The sequence below is a fragment of the Arthrobacter sp. Br18 genome (genome assembly GCF_000520555.1).
Classification (GTDB): domain Bacteria; phylum Actinomycetota; class Actinomycetes; order Actinomycetales; family Micrococcaceae; genus Arthrobacter_D.
The window spans coordinates 1-12,946 of record NZ_KI914865.1 but is presented as its reverse complement, the minus strand read 5'-3'; the positions used below and the strand labels follow the sequence as shown (position 1 = coordinate 12,946).

The window sequence follows — 12,946 nt, the reverse complement described above, 5'->3', positions numbered from 1 at the left end:
CGTGAGACGGTTGCCGGGGCAGGGTTCATGCTCGCCGAGGACGGGGCCGACGCCACGGCACTCCGGCGTGCCGTGACAAGCCCCAACGGAACCACCCAGAGCGCCATCGAGACCTTCGAGGAGCTCGGGCTGATGGACCTGATCGCGGCAGGCGCGCGGGCCGCGACCGAACGCGCCGCGGAAATCACCCTCGAGCTTCGCGGCGCGGACCGGCAGCCCCGGGCCTGAGCCACAGGACCAGCAGGGCCACGGGAAGCAGGACCCCGAGCCCCGTGAAGAGTTCGAGGGCCGGCGGGCCGGTCCCGGACACGCGACCCGTGAGGATGAGGGTCACGGTAATCGACGAGAACATCATCACCGGCACCAGCAGGGCCGTGATACAGAGTTCCGCTGTCCGCCCTGCTCCCGGACGCTTCGAGTGGAGGTAGGCGGCCGGAATGAGGAATGCGATCCATACCCAGTGGTGGAACCAGGAGATCGGCGAGATGGCGAGCATGACGACGGCATTGGCGCTGATGGCGCGGACGAGGTCGCCGTCGCCCTCCGCGCGGCGGATCGCAGCGTAACCGAGCATGACTACCGCAAGGCTCGCGAGGATCCAGAGGGACTGCCGCAGGGTGCCGCCTGCTCCCAGGTGGGCGAGCAACGAGTTCAGCGACACGTTGTAGATGTCGGTGGTGTCACCGACGCGCGCCGGATCCGTCATGGCACCGAACCAGAACGCCGCTGATTCGCCGGGCGCCGCGAGCCAGCCGATGGCCGCGGTGGCGAGGAACCCGGCGCCCAGAGCTCCCACCGCGCGCCAATCCTTCCGGACGAGGAAGATCAGCCCGAAGGCGAGCGGGGTCAGCTTGATGCCTGCGGCCAGACCGATGAGGAGGCCGCGTGGCACGCGGCCTGCGGGCCTGAGGAGGTCAGCGGCGATCAGGACCATGATCAGGGGTTGATCTGGCCGAAACCCAGCCCCTCCCGCCACGGACCGCTGATGCCGGTGAGAAGCACCACCAGAACCAGCACCGCAGCCTTCCCCCAGTCGGTGGACGCCCACAGCGGGAGGGCTTTCCGGTCGGCAAGGTAGCGGGTGACCCAGCGTGCCACAACCACGAGGCACGCGCAGGAAACGCCGGTCACCGCCAGCAGCGCGGCGGGCGCCGGGATCAGGGCGAGGGGCGTGAACAGCAGTGCGGCGAACGGCGGGTAGGTGAACGGCAGGCTGCGGGTGTCCGTCTGGATCAGTGATGCGTCGTACAGTTGCTGGTCGCCGGCCATCCCCAGCAGGGCGAGGGCGCCCTGCCGGTACACCAGAAGGTCGAGGCCATGAATCTGCGCGGAGAGGACCACCAGGCCCAGTGCAACCGCCGAGCCCGCGACAAGGGCAGCTGCACGGGCTGTGGCGGGGTTCAGGGACGGCCCGCGAAGCGCTCAAGGAGATCCACGTGCCCCGAGACGATCAGCATGTCGCGGCTCGAGACCTTCGTGTCAGCACGGGCGTAGGTGAAGTCCTCACCCGGGGACTTCACGCCCACCACCGTGACGCCGTACTTCGACCGGACACTGGATTCCTCGAGTGTGAAGCCCTGCGTTTCCTTGGGCGGGTACATCTTCACGATCGCGAAGCCGTCGTCGAACTCGATGAAGTCGAGCATCCGGCCCCCCACGAGGTGGGCGGCCCGCTGACCGGCGTCGGCTTCGGGGTAGATCACGTGGTTGGCGCCGATGCGCTTGAGGATCTTCCCGTGCGACGGCGTGATCGCCTTGACCCACAGGTGATCGATGCCGAGGTCCACGAGGTTCGCCGTGATGAGGACACTCGACTCGATCGAGGTCCCCACACCGACGACGGCGGCGGAGAATTCCTGCGCACCGAGCTGGCGGAGGGCGTCGAGGTTGGTGGCGTCAGCTTCGACCACATGGGTCAGGATGCCCGAGAACTTCTGTACCAGCTGGGAATCCCGCTCGATCGCCAGGACCTCGCGGCCCTGTTTCACGAGCTGCTCCGCCGTGGCCGCACCGAAGCGCCCCAGGCCGATCACCAGGACCGGTGCGTTGTGTGCTGGTCTTTCAGCCAATGATGGGCCTCTCTTCCGGGTAGTGGTACAGCGTGCTGCGCTGCCGCAGTGCGAGGGCGGACGCGAGGGTGATGGTTCCCATGCGCCCCGCGAACATCAGTGCCGACAGGACATACTTGCCCGCCGGTGGAAGCTCGGCGCTGAGATTGGTGCTGAGCCCGCATGTCGCGAAGGCGGAGATCACTTCGAAGAGAACCCGGTTGAGTTCCTCGCCGGAGATCGCGAGGATCAGGCCGGTCGCCACGAGGACCAGCGTAGCGCCCATGAAGATCACGGAGATGGCTACCCGCATGGCGCCGGGAGGAATGGTCCGCCCCCACGCCCGCACGTCCGAGTCGCCGCGCGCCTCGGCAACGATGGCAAGGAACATCACGGCGATCGTGGTCACCTTGATGCCGCCCGCGGTCGACGCCGAGCCCCCGCCGGCGAACATCAGAGCGTCGGTGAGGAGCATGGTGGTGGAGTCCATGGCACCCTGGTCCACCAGGTTGAACCCGCCGGAGCGGGTCATGACGGAGGCGAAGAGTGCATGGATGATCTTGTCGGAGGCGCTGAGGTTCCCGATGGTCCGCGTGTTCGCCCACTCCATGGCCGCCCAGGCGACAGTTCCCACCACCAGGAGGATCAGCGAGACGGCAATCGTCAGTTTGGTGTGGAGGGTCCACTTCCGGTAGCGCCACTTGAGCTGGAGAAGCACCATGATGACGGGAAATCCGAGGCTGCCCAGAAAGACGCCCACCATCAGCGGGATGAGGATCCAGAGGTCGGTCTCGTAGGGTACCAGCCCGTCCGAGTGGGGAGTGAACCCGGCGTTGTTGAAGGCGGAGATGGAATAGAAGATGCCGTGCCAGACAGCCTGCCACCAGGGTTCGCCGAGCACCATGAAGCGGGGAATCATCACCGCGGCCAGCACGATCTCGATCGCGATCGAGGTGGTGATGACGATCCGCAGCAGGGTGCCGACCTCGCCGAGCCGGCTCGCGTTGTTCATGGCTTCCTGGGCGAGGAGCTTACCCCGGACACCGAGGCGCTTGCTCACGATCAGCGCCAGCAGAGAGGCCAGCGTCAGGGTGCCCAGGCCGCCGATGAAAATTCCCAGGAGGATGACCAGCTGGCCGAAGAACGACCAGTGGGTGGCGGTCGACACCACAGTGAGCCCGGTGACGCAGACCGCGGAGACGGCAGTGAACAGGGCGTCGTGCAGGGGTGTGACAGTGCCGTCCGCCGCGGACGCGGGCAGGCTGAGGAGTGCAGTGAAGATCAGGATGACGGCCAGGAAGATGAAGAGGGCAAGCCGCGCGGGCGAGGAGTTGGCGAAGGAGTCGATGAAGTCGCGGATTCCACCGAGGAGCCGGAAGTACCCGCTTTGATCGCCGCGCAGCCACCGCGGCTGTTGACTTACCATTGACGCCCGCTCTGCCCCGTTGCTGTCTGTGCCGCCTAGGCGGCGGAAAAGGTCCTCCGAGTAGTAAATCACCTCTGCTACGGCTTCGTGGTCAGGAATTCCGTGGATCGCGTACCCTGTCCTTGATGCCTACCCACTCTGCGCCCGCGCTTCCGACACAGGTTGTCTGGAACGAATCGATGCTCGCCTACAACTTCGGCGGGCATCATCCGATGAATCCCGAGCGGCTGGCGCTGACCGCACGGCTCGCGCGGGATGCCGGCCTGCTGGAGTTGCCCTCCGTGACAGTGGTGGAGCCCATCGTCGCTGAAGACGGCGAGCTGGCCGCCGTCCACAGCGCCGAATACATCGCTGCTGTCCGCGAGGTCAGTGCGAACCCCGGTGATGCGAGGCCTGAGCTGGGACTCTGTACGGACGATAACCCGGGCTTCCCGGGCATGCACGAGGCAAGCGCAAGGCTCGTGGGCGGTTCCCTGCTGGCCGCCGACTCCATCGTGTCGGGCGAAGCGGTGCATGCGGTGAATTTCGGTGGAGGAATGCACCACGCCGCGCGGGCGAAGGCCAGCGGGTTCTGCATCTACAACGACGCCGCGGCAGCAGTCCAGCGGTTGCTCGACCGCGGCGTCCAACGAGTGCTCTACATCGACGTCGACGCACACCACGGCGATGGGACGGAAAGTATCTTTTGGGACGACTCCAGGGTTCTGACCATCTCACTCCACGAGACGGGCATGAGCCTCTTCCCGGGAACCGGTTTCGCCAGCGAGACCGGTGGGTCGCGGGCGGAGGGCTACGCCGTCAACGTCGCACTGCCAACTGTCGCCGGTGATTCGGCCGTGCTGCGCGCTTTCCACGCCATCGTTCCGCAGCTTGCAGGGGTATTCGCGCCCGACGTCATCGTCAGCCAGCACGGGTGCGATTCACACGTCACGGACCCGCTGACCAACCTGCGGTTGAGCGTGGACGCGCAGCACGCGATGATGCTGGCGGTACGAGACCTCGCCGCGGAATTCTGCGGCGGCCGGTGGATCTCCACCGGCGGCGGCGGGTACAACCTGACAAGCGTGGTCCCGCGCTCGTGGGCGCTTCTGATCGCCGTGGCGGCGGGAGCGCCGCTCAACCCGAAAAGCCCGGTTCCTCCGGCCTGGCGGGATTACATGCATTCACGGTTCGGGTCGGACGCTCCACTTCTGATGGGCGACGGAGCCGACCTGTGGTGGCGGTCCTGGGAAGTGGGCTACGACCCCAATGACGATCTGGATCGTACCGTGATGGCGACACGCAAAGCAGTTTTCCCTCTCCACGGACTCGACCCCTGGTTCGATTAGGGTGCGCGACCTGCCCGATGCGATGCCCGAAGATGCCTTCAGGCGCATATATCGCTAGGGTGGGCAGATGGTTATGGACGATGTGTTCGCCGTCGTCGCTGAAGGCACGCGACGGGAAATTCTTGCCTACCTCCGCTCGGGCGACAGGTCGGTGGGCGAATTGGTGGACGAACTGCAGGTCAGTCAGCCCACTGTCTCCAAGCACCTGAAGGTACTGCGGGAAGCAGGGCTGGTGTCCATGAGGGCGCAGGGCCAGAAGCGCTATTACTCGCTCGAGACGGCTCCGCTGCACAGCATCTTCGAGTGGCTCGATTCCTTCGCCTGGAATGACCCACGCCTTGCAGGGCGCCCCGGGACTTCCGGTGCCGGGGCGAGTGCGGGAGGCGAGAACGGGCCGGCCGTCGACGGGGCCGGTAACGGGACGCCTGAAGCCCGGGAAGTGGGGCCTCCCGACGAAACGGCTGCATCCCGGGACTTGACCGCCGCACGTCCGGAAGCGCTGGCCGCCGCGGCGCTGGCGGCCCCCGGATCACCCGAGGTCCTCCACCCGGCCGCTTCGCACCTGCACGCCGGGACGTCTGGCGGGAATTTGGAACCCGCACCGGATGGTTCCGCCGGCACCATGCGCCAGCAGCAGCTCGGCAGGACCATGGGGCGGGCAGCCGAGCGTGCTGCTGATCTCCTGGCGCAGTTCCGCCGCAGGCGGGACCAGCAACGGTAAGCTCGGCACTATTCTCGCCCAGGGTGCTTCCGTTCCGGCTTTCAAGCCTTTATCATTCCGCTCCTGCGGAACATCTCCGTGCGGTGACGCGTTATGCGGTGGAGCGGCCGACGGCCCGTACGGTGGTGCCGCCCCAGATATCAGCCTTCGAACAAAGGAACAGTGGTGTCATGGCGGACGGGAAGAATTTCTCGGATGTGCAGTATTTGACGGTCGCAGAAGTAGCCGGACTGATGCGTGTCTCCAAGATGACGGTGTACAGACTCATTCACGCGGGAGGCCTGCCCGCAGTGCAGTTCGGGAGGTCCTACCGGGTTCCCGAATCCGCGGTCCAGGACTATCTGGAGTCCGCTCGGGTCGACGGGCAGTCCGAAACTGCCTGACCCGGGTCAGACCTCCGGTCAAGGCCTTCGGCATTTGGCTGTACCCTGTTAAGGAGCGTTTTGAGCGGCTCTTTCCTGCCGCTCAAGTTTTCCAATGCCAGCATCAGGTGGCCGTGGATCGGCCCCCGGTCGCCACGGTGCCTGAAAACCAACAAAAGTTTGTGAGGACTCTATGGGTTCAGTAATCAAGAAGCGCCGCAAGCGTATGGCAAAGAAGAAGCACCGCAAGCTCCTTCGCAAGACCCGCCATCAGCGCCGCAACAAGAAGTAGGGCCGCACGGCCCTCTCCGGCAGCTGTGTTCCGCTCGCGGGACGCTTGACCGGTCTTTCCCGGCCCGCTGTTTCGTCCTCCGATGAAGCAGCGGGCCGGATGTGGTTAACGCCGTCGGCGGACTGAGCGTCTGCGTCAGCGGCCGCGGAAGCGGGAGAAACTGCGCCAGAGGCCGTACACCGCGCCGGCGCTGGTCGCGGCGCGGAGACCGAGCGTCGCCGCCCGGCGGCCGCTGCGGAAGTCGTAGACCGGCCAGCTGTTGGCGCGCGCATGGCGGCGCAGCTTGGTGTCTGGATTGATGGCTACCGGGTGGCCCACCACGGTCAGCAGGGGAATGTCATTGAAGGAATCGCTGTAGCCCCAGCACCTCGCGAGATCCAGCTTTTCCCTGGAGGCGAGGTCGAGGACGGCCGCCGCCTTCGCGGGGCCGTGCAGGAAGTCGCCCACGAGCTTTCCCGTGTACAGCCCTTCAGCCACCTCGCCGACTGTCCCCAGCGCCCCGGTCAGCCCCAGCCGGCTCGAGATGACACTCGCTACCTCCACCGGTGTGCCCGTCACGAGCCAGACCTGCCGTCCGGAGTTCAGATGCTGTTCTGCGAGCGCCCGGGCACCGGGCCAGATCTTCGATGCGATCATCTCGTCGTAGACTTCCTCGCCGAGGGCGAGAACGTCGGCATGAGCAATGCCGATGGCGAAGGCAAGAGCGGCGTCGCGCACCGAGTTCACGTCGGTCATGGTTTCACCGCGCATGATGAAGCGCAGCTGCTTCCAGGCAAGCCCGGCGGCAAAGCGCAGGGTGAAAGCCTTGCGCTGGTACATCTTCCGCGCGACGTGGAACAGGCTGGCGCCGCGCATCATCGTGTTGTCGACGTCGAAGAAGGCCGCCTCACCGGGAACATACCCCTGGCGCATCGAGGCGGGCGTCGTGCCCCGGGTGGGTGCCAGCATAGCTCGAGTCTAATTCCTCGCGCGATGCGCGCCGCGCCATGGGCTGGAGAGTAGTTTGGGTCCTATGGAGTTGCTGCCCGCGGAAAGCGGACCCTACGACGTCGTGCTGCTGACGCAGCCGGAGTGCCACCTGTGCCAGGCGGCGAGGGACGTGGTGGAGCGCGTCACGGCAAGCCTGGGGCTCGGTTGGACGGAGCAGTCGGTGGTCCACGAGCCCGCCTTGCGTGCAAGATTCGCGGAGGAGCTTCCGGTGCTGCTGATCAACGGTGTGCAACGGGACTTCTGGGCCATCGATGAGGCCCGCCTCCGCATGCTTCTCGGCGGCTGAGCCTGCTCCCGGCGGGTACCCGGCGGGCCCGGCTTGGTGGGTCTGTTTCAGCGGCATAAAGTGGTATTACTTCCGCGGTCCGCCGGAGCCCGGGGATGGGGTGCCGCCCTTCGCGGTACGAGGCGATGCAACGGAGCAAACACCAGTGACGACGTCGGATGTCCAGGGGCTTCACCCAGTAGGCGATGGCGGGCGCCAGATTCCGCCGGCGTCACTCACCCGGTTGACCGTTTACCTGCGGGCCCTCAATACACTGCTGGCAGAGGGCGTCGAGCGGGTTTCATCCGAGGAGCTGGCCGACGCGGCGGGAGTCAATTCGCCGATGGTACGCAAGGACCTCTCCTACCTCGGTTCGTACGGCACGAGAGGCGTGGGTTATGAGGTTCAGTACCTCAACCGGCAGATCTCGATGGCGCTGGGACTGACCCTGGATTGGCGCGTCGCGATTGTCGGGGCGGGCAACCTCGGTCGCGCGCTTGCCGGGTACTCCGGATTCGTTTCCAGGGGTTTCGAGATCGTGGCGCTCTTTGACGCCGACCAACTGGTGGTGGGTGCAGAGGTGGGGTGGCTGCGGGTGAGTTCCGTGAATGACCTGGAGGTGGTGCTCGGGCGCACCCGCACCAATATGGCTGTGCTCTCGGTGCCGGCGGCAGTGGCGCAGGAACTGTGCGACCGTCTCGTGGCCGCGGGAATCACGAGCATTCTCAGTTTCGCGCCTGTGGTGCTGCAGGTCCCCGCCCATGTGCAGCTGCGCAAGGTCGATATGTCCACGGAGCTGCAGATTCTTGCCTATCACGCGCAGCGAGCGCAGGAACCGGAGTTCCCCCCGGTATCCAGCGCCCGTTCTGCGCAGTAGACCCGTCCGCTAGTACCGCTGCGGATGCGGTGCGAAGTACTCGTTCGAAGGCTTCAAATAGCACAGCACGATCCCGGCGACGCCGAGCAGCACCGAGATGGCCGCAAGGAAACCCGAAGCGATACTGAAGATCGACAGCACAGCGAAGACGGTGCCGGTGATGCGGGCCCAGTTCCTGCCGCGGCGGATCATGACGGCAATCAATACGTACAGGGCCAGCGAGATGAGCGAGAAGACGATGACAAGGGTGGAGATCAGACCCGTCAGCGAGGCGGGATCCACCCCCGATGACTCGAGGTCGACGAGTTGGTCGGGCGGAACCGACGCCAACGGGTTCAGGGACAGGAAGACGGCCGAGAGTAGATTGACAACACCCGCAGCGATGATGAGCCAGTAGGCGGTATTGACCTTCTGCGGGGCCGGACCCTTTTTCTGACCCAGCATTTCGCCTTGCCCTCCTGGGTAGGAGTAGCCGGGTTGACCGGCCGCGTTGCCGTACCCCGGGTACTGCGGCGGTCCCTGCTGGCCGTACTGCCCGTACTGGGGCGGGTTCTGGCCGTACTGGGGCGGGTTCTGGCCGTACTGGGGCGGCGGTCCCTGCTGCCCGTACTGCCCGTACTGGGGCGGGTTCTGGCCGTATTGCGATGGCTGTCCCTGCTGCCCGTACTGGGGTGCATTCTGCCCGTACTGGGGCGGCTGGGGTGCGTTTTGACCGTACTGGGGCCGGTCCGGATCCTGGGGATCGCTGCCTGGGTTGTTCACTGGCGTACTCATGACGCTTCCTCTCCCGTGCGGGACGTTGCCGCTCGATGCCCGCACGAGACGCCCGCGGGCGGCGAACCCTGTCTGCACCCTATTCTGCACCCTCTTCTGCTGGTCTGCTTCACACTATAAGAACAGCCGTCGCCGCACCCGGAGTGGATGCGGCGACAGCTGCAGGTGCTGCCTTGCTTGGCCGGAGCCTGGGTGCCGCTAGGCTGCGGCGGGAGCTACGAACGCTGCGTCAACGGTGATGGTGACCTTGTCACCGACGAGTACTCCGCCGGCCTCGAGCGCCGCGTTCCAGGTCAGACCGAATTCCTTGCGGGAAATGGACGTGGAGCCCGAGATGCCGGCGCGGATGGCGCCGAACGGATCAACGGCGACACCGTTGAACTCGGTATCCAGGACCACAGGCTTGGTGATGCCGCGGATGGTGAGGTCACCCCGGATCTCGTAGGTCTCGCCGGCGCCGGTCACTGATGTGGAGACGAAGGTCATCTCGGGGAACTGCTCGACGTCGAAGAAATCCGCGCCGCGTACATGTCCGTCGCGGTTGTCGTCACCGGAGGAGAAGGACGCCGTCTTGATGTTCGCCGTCACCGTGGACTCCTCAAGCGTGGAGCCGACCTGCAGCGAGGCGTCGGTGTCCTTGAAGCTGCCACGGACCTTGCTGATGCCGGCGTGGCGGACGCTGAAGCCGATTTCGCTGTGGGACGGGTCGAAGGCCCAGGTGCCGGTGGTCAGTCCTGAGGGAATACTCATGGTGGTTCTCCTTGGTAGAGGTCATGGAAGCCGTTACACCCCACATAAGCATGCGTATGCATGCTTTATTCCATCGGTCCGTAAAACGTTCAACAATTTGCGGTGACGGGCGATCCGACCTGATTTAACGCCGGGCGGGAACTCTGGGAAACTGGAGCCATGCCCCAAGCAACCGTCCACCTGGTGCGCCATGGTGAGGTCCACAATCCCGAAGGTGTCCTCTACGGGAGGCTGCCGGAGTTCCACCTGTCCGAGCTGGGCCGTCGGATGGCCGAACAGATGGCGGGATATTTCGGGGAGCGCCAGAACGACGGCGCCAATCTGGTCTACCTTGCCGCCTCGCCGCTGACGCGGGCCCAGGAGACCGCCGAACCGCTGGCAGCGGCCCTTAACCTCGACATCCATACGGAGGAGAGGATCATCGAGGCCGAGAACCGTTTCGAGGGGATGTCCGGCGTCAAGAGCAGATTGAGGCAGCCCCGCTACTGGCCCCTGCTGGTCAACCCCCTGCGGCCGTCCTGGGGTGAACCGTACGCAGCACAGGTAACCCGGGTCATGGAGGCCGTGCAGCACGCCCGAGCGGCAGCGATCACCCTTGCGGCAGGTAACACTGATCCGGAACGCCCCGCGGAAGCGGTACTCGTCGGTCACCAGCTGCCGATCTGGGTGACCCGCCTCGCGGCGGAGCGGCGCAGGCTGTGGCACGACCCCCGGCAGCGCGAATGCGCGCTGACCTCCGTCACGTCGCTGGACTTCTCGGATGACGCCCTGGTCAGGGTTCGCTACACGGAACCCTGCGCCGACCTGTTGCCCGGTGCGGCAAATGTCCCAGGAGCGTAATAGAATTACTACACGTTGTAGAAATCTGCGAAAGAAGCCGTGAACACACCGAATCCTGCCATGGGCCGCCGGTCGCTCCTGAAGTTCGGAGCAGCGCTGGCGGTGGGCCTCCCCGCTTCGTTGGCGCTTGCGGCCTGCGCCGCGGAGGATCCGTTGGCGCAGCAAGCCGCGGCCGGAGACAACAAGAACTATATTGCGGGCGACGGCTCGGTCACCGAATACGCGGCCGGCGAGCGGGGGGAGCCCGTCGAACTGACGGGACAGCTGTTCGACGGCACTTCGGTCTCCAGCGCCGAGTGGGCAGGCAGTGTGACAGTGCTCAACTTCTGGTACGCCGCATGTGCGCCGTGCCGTAAGGAGGCCCCGGACCTCGTTGCGCTGCATAGTGAGTTCGAGCCGCTGGGGGCGCAGTTCTTCGGCGTCAACATTCGTGATGAACGGGCCACCGCCGAAGCGTTCGAGCGTAGTTTCGCCATTCCCTACCCGAGCTTTGATGATCAGGACGGTGGTGTCCTCCTGGCCATGACGAGCTATGTACCGCCGCAGGCCGTGCCGACAACCCTGGTCTTCGATAAAGAGGGCCGCATTTCGGCACGGATCCTCGGCCTGGCGGAGCGAAGCACCCTCAATGCCCTCATCCAAGATGCTCTCGCCGAGTAGCGCCGGCGCAACGCTCGGACTCTCTCTTCCATTGCTCCCAGCGATCAATCCCTTCGCCGATGCCGTCCTGAACGGATCCATGCTCCTCGCCCTGCCGGTCGCCCTGCTGGCCGGTTTCGTCTCGTTTGCCTCGCCCTGCGTACTCCCGCTGGTTCCGGGTTACCTCGGCTACGTCACGGGCCTCACGGGAGTGGATCTTGAGCGTCAGCGCCGGGGGCGCATGTTCGCCGGCATCGGGCTGTTCGTCCTTGGTTTCTCAGCAGTCTTCATGGCCTACGGCGCACTGTTCGGCGCGCTCGGCTCCTGGCTGCGGCTCTCACAGGACTGGTTGATCCAGGTGTTCGGTGGAGTGGTCATCCTGCTCGGCGTCGTGTTCATCGGTGGTTTCTCCTGGTTCCAGAGGGAAAACCGCATCCGTGCTCGCGTGCCCGCAGGGTTGATCGGGGCGCCGCTTCTCGGCGTCACGTTCGGGCTCGGGTGGGCTCCCTGCATCGGACCCACCCTGGGAGCAGTGCAATTACTCGCCATCTCCGGTGATGATGCGAGCGCCCTCAAGGGCGCGGTGCTGACGTTCGTCTACTGCCTGGGCCTTGGCCTTCCATTTCTCCTCATCGCCCTCGGGGTTCGCCGGGGCATGGGTGCAGTCCAGTTCTTCCGGAAGCACCGCCTCCTGCTGCAGCGTTCCGGCGGAGGGATGCTCATCGCGGTAGGGCTCCTCATGGTCACGGGGGTGTGGAATTTGTGGATCACCGAGCTCCAGGATGTCCTCGTCAACAGCGTGGTGCTGCCCATTTGATCCACCGCGCTGCACGGAGAGATCCACCCCGCCAGCCAGGGGTCGCCATCAAGGAAAGGTCAGAGTGACACAGGAAAAGGAAAGCAGCCAGGCAGTGCGGTCGGACGCCGTCCTGCCCGCGCTGGGTTTCACCGGAACGCTGAGGTGGGCCTGGACGCAGCTCACGAGCATGCGGACGGCGCTGTTCCTGCTGTTGCTCCTCGCCGTCGCGGCGGTTCCTGGATCGCTGTTCCCGCAGCGGTCAGCCAACCCCGGCGTAGTGACGCAGTACCTCTCGGACAATCCGGACACCGGCCCCGTGCTGGATTGGTTCCAACTCTTCGATGTCTACACGTCGGTGTGGTTCTCGGCCATCTATCTGCTGCTTTTCATCTCGCTGATCGGGTGCGTGATTCCGCGGGCGATGGCACACGGCCGTGCCCTGCGGTCACAGCCGCCCCGCACGCCCAAGCGGCTCTCACGGCTCCCGGTCTACGGCACGCTGGAGATTCCTGCAGCCCGGGCTGCGGAGGCGGGAATCACGCCGTCGTCCGCTGCCGCCGACGCCGCCGCGGTCCTCAAGAAACGCGGGTACCGCGTAGAGGTGCGGGACACCGGGACCGACCGGCCGTCGGTGGGGGCCGAACGCGGGCTCTCGAAGGAACTGGGGAACCTCGTCTTCCACACATCACTCATCGGGGTACTGATCTCCGTGGCCGTGGGGAGCCTATTCGGCTACAACGGACAGAAAATCATCGTGGAGGGTGACAGCTTCGTCAATACCCTCGTTGGCTATGACTCGTTCACACCGGGCTCGAACTTCTCGGGAGACCAGCTC

At 65.5% G+C, this 12,946-nt stretch carries 16 protein-coding genes and 1 pseudogene; 11 read left to right on the top strand and 6 right to left on the bottom strand.

Going from position 1 to position 12,946, the window contains the following annotated elements:
* The coding region (locus Y704_RS25240; RefSeq protein ID WP_035772303.1) for a pyrroline-5-carboxylate reductase dimerization domain-containing protein at positions 1-228 on the top strand (228 nt) is incomplete at its 5' end.
* On the opposite strand, the pseudogene Y704_RS22745 reads toward Y704_RS25240, so the two are convergent.
* From Y704_RS22745 to Y704_RS0110025, 3 genes and pseudogenes are all read right to left on the bottom strand, one after another.
* Positions 185-1,269: pseudogene (locus Y704_RS22745) on the bottom strand (glycosyltransferase 87 family protein). The gene Y704_RS25240 and the pseudogene Y704_RS22745 sit on opposite strands and share 44 nt — an antisense overlap.
* A 131-nt stretch (positions 1,270-1,400) precedes the next feature.
* A complete protein-coding gene (locus Y704_RS0110030; protein WP_026550026.1) occupies positions 1,401-2,069 on the bottom strand; it encodes a potassium channel family protein in 669 nt (222 codons plus the stop codon).
* Positions 2,062-3,474 (bottom strand): TrkH family potassium uptake protein, encoded by a 1,413-nt coding sequence (locus tag Y704_RS0110025; protein ID WP_026550025.1) that lies wholly within the window; start codon positions 3,472-3,474, stop codon positions 2,062-2,064. Before Y704_RS0110025 ends, Y704_RS0110030 begins: the two co-directional genes overlap by 8 nt.
* A 125-nt stretch (positions 3,475-3,599) precedes the next feature.
* Here Y704_RS0110025 and Y704_RS0110020 point away from each other — a divergent pair, with 125 nt between their 5' ends.
* The 4 genes from Y704_RS0110020 to Y704_RS23430 all read left to right on the top strand — a co-directional run bounded on the left by Y704_RS0110020 (position 3,600) and on the right by Y704_RS23430 (position 6,177).
* A complete protein-coding gene (locus tag Y704_RS0110020) occupies positions 3,600-4,802 on the top strand; it encodes an acetoin utilization protein AcuC (RefSeq protein ID WP_253904285.1) in 1,203 nt (400 codons plus the stop codon).
* Between the two features lie 67 nt (positions 4,803-4,869).
* Positions 4,870-5,523: an ArsR/SmtB family transcription factor gene (locus Y704_RS0110015; RefSeq protein WP_026550023.1), complete on the top strand. Its 654-nt coding sequence runs from the start codon at positions 4,870-4,872 to the stop codon at positions 5,521-5,523.
* 170 nt (positions 5,524-5,693) lie between these two features.
* Entirely contained in the window at positions 5,694-5,906 is a 213-nt protein-coding gene (locus tag Y704_RS0110010) for a helix-turn-helix domain-containing protein (protein WP_026550022.1), read from the top strand.
* Between the two features lie 172 nt (positions 5,907-6,078).
* Positions 6,079-6,177: a 30S ribosomal protein bS22 gene (locus Y704_RS23430; RefSeq protein ID WP_003792170.1), complete on the top strand. Its 99-nt coding sequence runs from the start codon at positions 6,079-6,081 to the stop codon at positions 6,175-6,177.
* A 135-nt stretch (positions 6,178-6,312) separates the two neighbouring features.
* Here the strand turns inward: Y704_RS23430 and Y704_RS0110000 are convergent, their stop codons facing one another.
* On the bottom strand, positions 6,313-7,125 hold the full coding sequence (locus Y704_RS0110000) for an HAD family hydrolase (RefSeq protein ID WP_051476899.1): 813 nt from the start codon (positions 7,123-7,125) through the stop codon (positions 6,313-6,315).
* Between the two features lie 64 nt (positions 7,126-7,189).
* Here Y704_RS0110000 and Y704_RS0109995 point away from each other — a divergent pair, with 64 nt between their 5' ends.
* Entirely contained in the window at positions 7,190-7,453 is a 264-nt protein-coding gene (locus Y704_RS0109995) for a glutaredoxin family protein (RefSeq protein WP_051476898.1), read from the top strand.
* 145 nt (positions 7,454-7,598) lie between these two features.
* The gene (locus tag Y704_RS0109990; protein ID WP_026550019.1) at positions 7,599-8,309 is read left to right on the top strand and encodes a redox-sensing transcriptional repressor Rex; all 711 of its coding nucleotides are present in this window, start codon (positions 7,599-7,601) and stop codon (positions 8,307-8,309) included.
* A 9-nt stretch (positions 8,310-8,318) separates the two neighbouring features.
* Here the strand turns inward: Y704_RS0109990 and Y704_RS24005 are convergent, their stop codons facing one another.
* Both Y704_RS24005 and Y704_RS0109980 read right to left on the bottom strand, forming a co-directional pair.
* Positions 8,319-9,083: a hypothetical protein gene (locus Y704_RS24005; RefSeq protein WP_051476897.1), complete on the bottom strand. Its 765-nt coding sequence runs from the start codon at positions 9,081-9,083 to the stop codon at positions 8,319-8,321.
* A gap of 198 nt (positions 9,084-9,281) precedes the next feature.
* The gene (locus Y704_RS0109980) at positions 9,282-9,833 is read right to left on the bottom strand and encodes a YceI family protein (protein ID WP_026550018.1); all 552 of its coding nucleotides are present in this window, start codon (positions 9,831-9,833) and stop codon (positions 9,282-9,284) included.
* Positions 9,834-9,992: 159 nt separating this feature from the next.
* On the opposite strand from Y704_RS0109980, the gene Y704_RS0109975 reads away from it, so the two are divergent.
* From Y704_RS0109975 to Y704_RS20340, 4 genes are all read left to right on the top strand, one after another.
* Positions 9,993-10,673, top strand: a complete 681-nt coding sequence (locus tag Y704_RS0109975; RefSeq protein ID WP_026550017.1) for a histidine phosphatase family protein — start codon at positions 9,993-9,995, stop codon at positions 10,671-10,673.
* A 60-nt stretch (positions 10,674-10,733) separates the two neighbouring features.
* Positions 10,734-11,333, top strand: coding sequence for a TlpA family protein disulfide reductase (locus Y704_RS0109970; RefSeq protein WP_035772312.1), 600 nt, complete (start codon positions 10,734-10,736; stop codon positions 11,331-11,333).
* A gap of 79 nt (positions 11,334-11,412) precedes the next feature.
* Positions 11,413-12,129 (top strand): cytochrome c biogenesis CcdA family protein, encoded by a 717-nt coding sequence (locus Y704_RS0109965; protein WP_051476909.1) that lies wholly within the window; start codon positions 11,413-11,415, stop codon positions 12,127-12,129.
* A gap of 64 nt (positions 12,130-12,193) precedes the next feature.
* Positions 12,194-12,946 (top strand): cytochrome c biogenesis ResB family protein (locus Y704_RS20340; protein ID WP_035772302.1); only part of this gene is annotated, 753 nt, incomplete at its 3' end.

Coding starts and splice junctions, on each gene's coding strand:
- Y704_RS24005 (WP_051476897.1), bottom strand. CDS start 9,083: ATGAGTACGCCAGTGAACAACCCAGGCAGCGATCCCCAGGATCCGGAC.
- Y704_RS0110000 (WP_051476899.1), bottom strand. CDS start 7,125: ATGCTGGCACCCACCCGGGGCACGACGCCCGCCTCGATGCGCCAGGGG.
- Y704_RS0110015 (WP_026550023.1), top strand. CDS start 4,870: ATGGTTATGGACGATGTGTTCGCCGTCGTCGCTGAAGGCACGCGACGG.
- Y704_RS0109970 (WP_035772312.1), top strand. CDS start 10,734: ATGGGCCGCCGGTCGCTCCTGAAGTTCGGAGCAGCGCTGGCGGTGGGC.
- Y704_RS0110010 (WP_026550022.1), top strand. CDS start 5,694: ATGGCGGACGGGAAGAATTTCTCGGATGTGCAGTATTTGACGGTCGCA.
- Y704_RS0110025 (WP_026550025.1), bottom strand. CDS start 3,474: ATGGTAAGTCAACAGCCGCGGTGGCTGCGCGGCGATCAAAGCGGGTAC.
- Y704_RS0109975 (WP_026550017.1), top strand. CDS start 9,993: ATGCCCCAAGCAACCGTCCACCTGGTGCGCCATGGTGAGGTCCACAAT.
- Y704_RS0109995 (WP_051476898.1), top strand. CDS start 7,190: ATGGAGTTGCTGCCCGCGGAAAGCGGACCCTACGACGTCGTGCTGCTG.
- Y704_RS0110020 (WP_253904285.1), top strand. CDS start 3,600: ATGCCTACCCACTCTGCGCCCGCGCTTCCGACACAGGTTGTCTGGAAC.
- Y704_RS0109980 (WP_026550018.1), bottom strand. CDS start 9,833: ATGAGTATTCCCTCAGGACTGACCACCGGCACCTGGGCCTTCGACCCG.
- Y704_RS0109965 (WP_051476909.1), top strand. CDS start 11,413: ATGCTCCTCGCCCTGCCGGTCGCCCTGCTGGCCGGTTTCGTCTCGTTT.
- Y704_RS23430 (WP_003792170.1), top strand. CDS start 6,079: ATGGGTTCAGTAATCAAGAAGCGCCGCAAGCGTATGGCAAAGAAGAAG.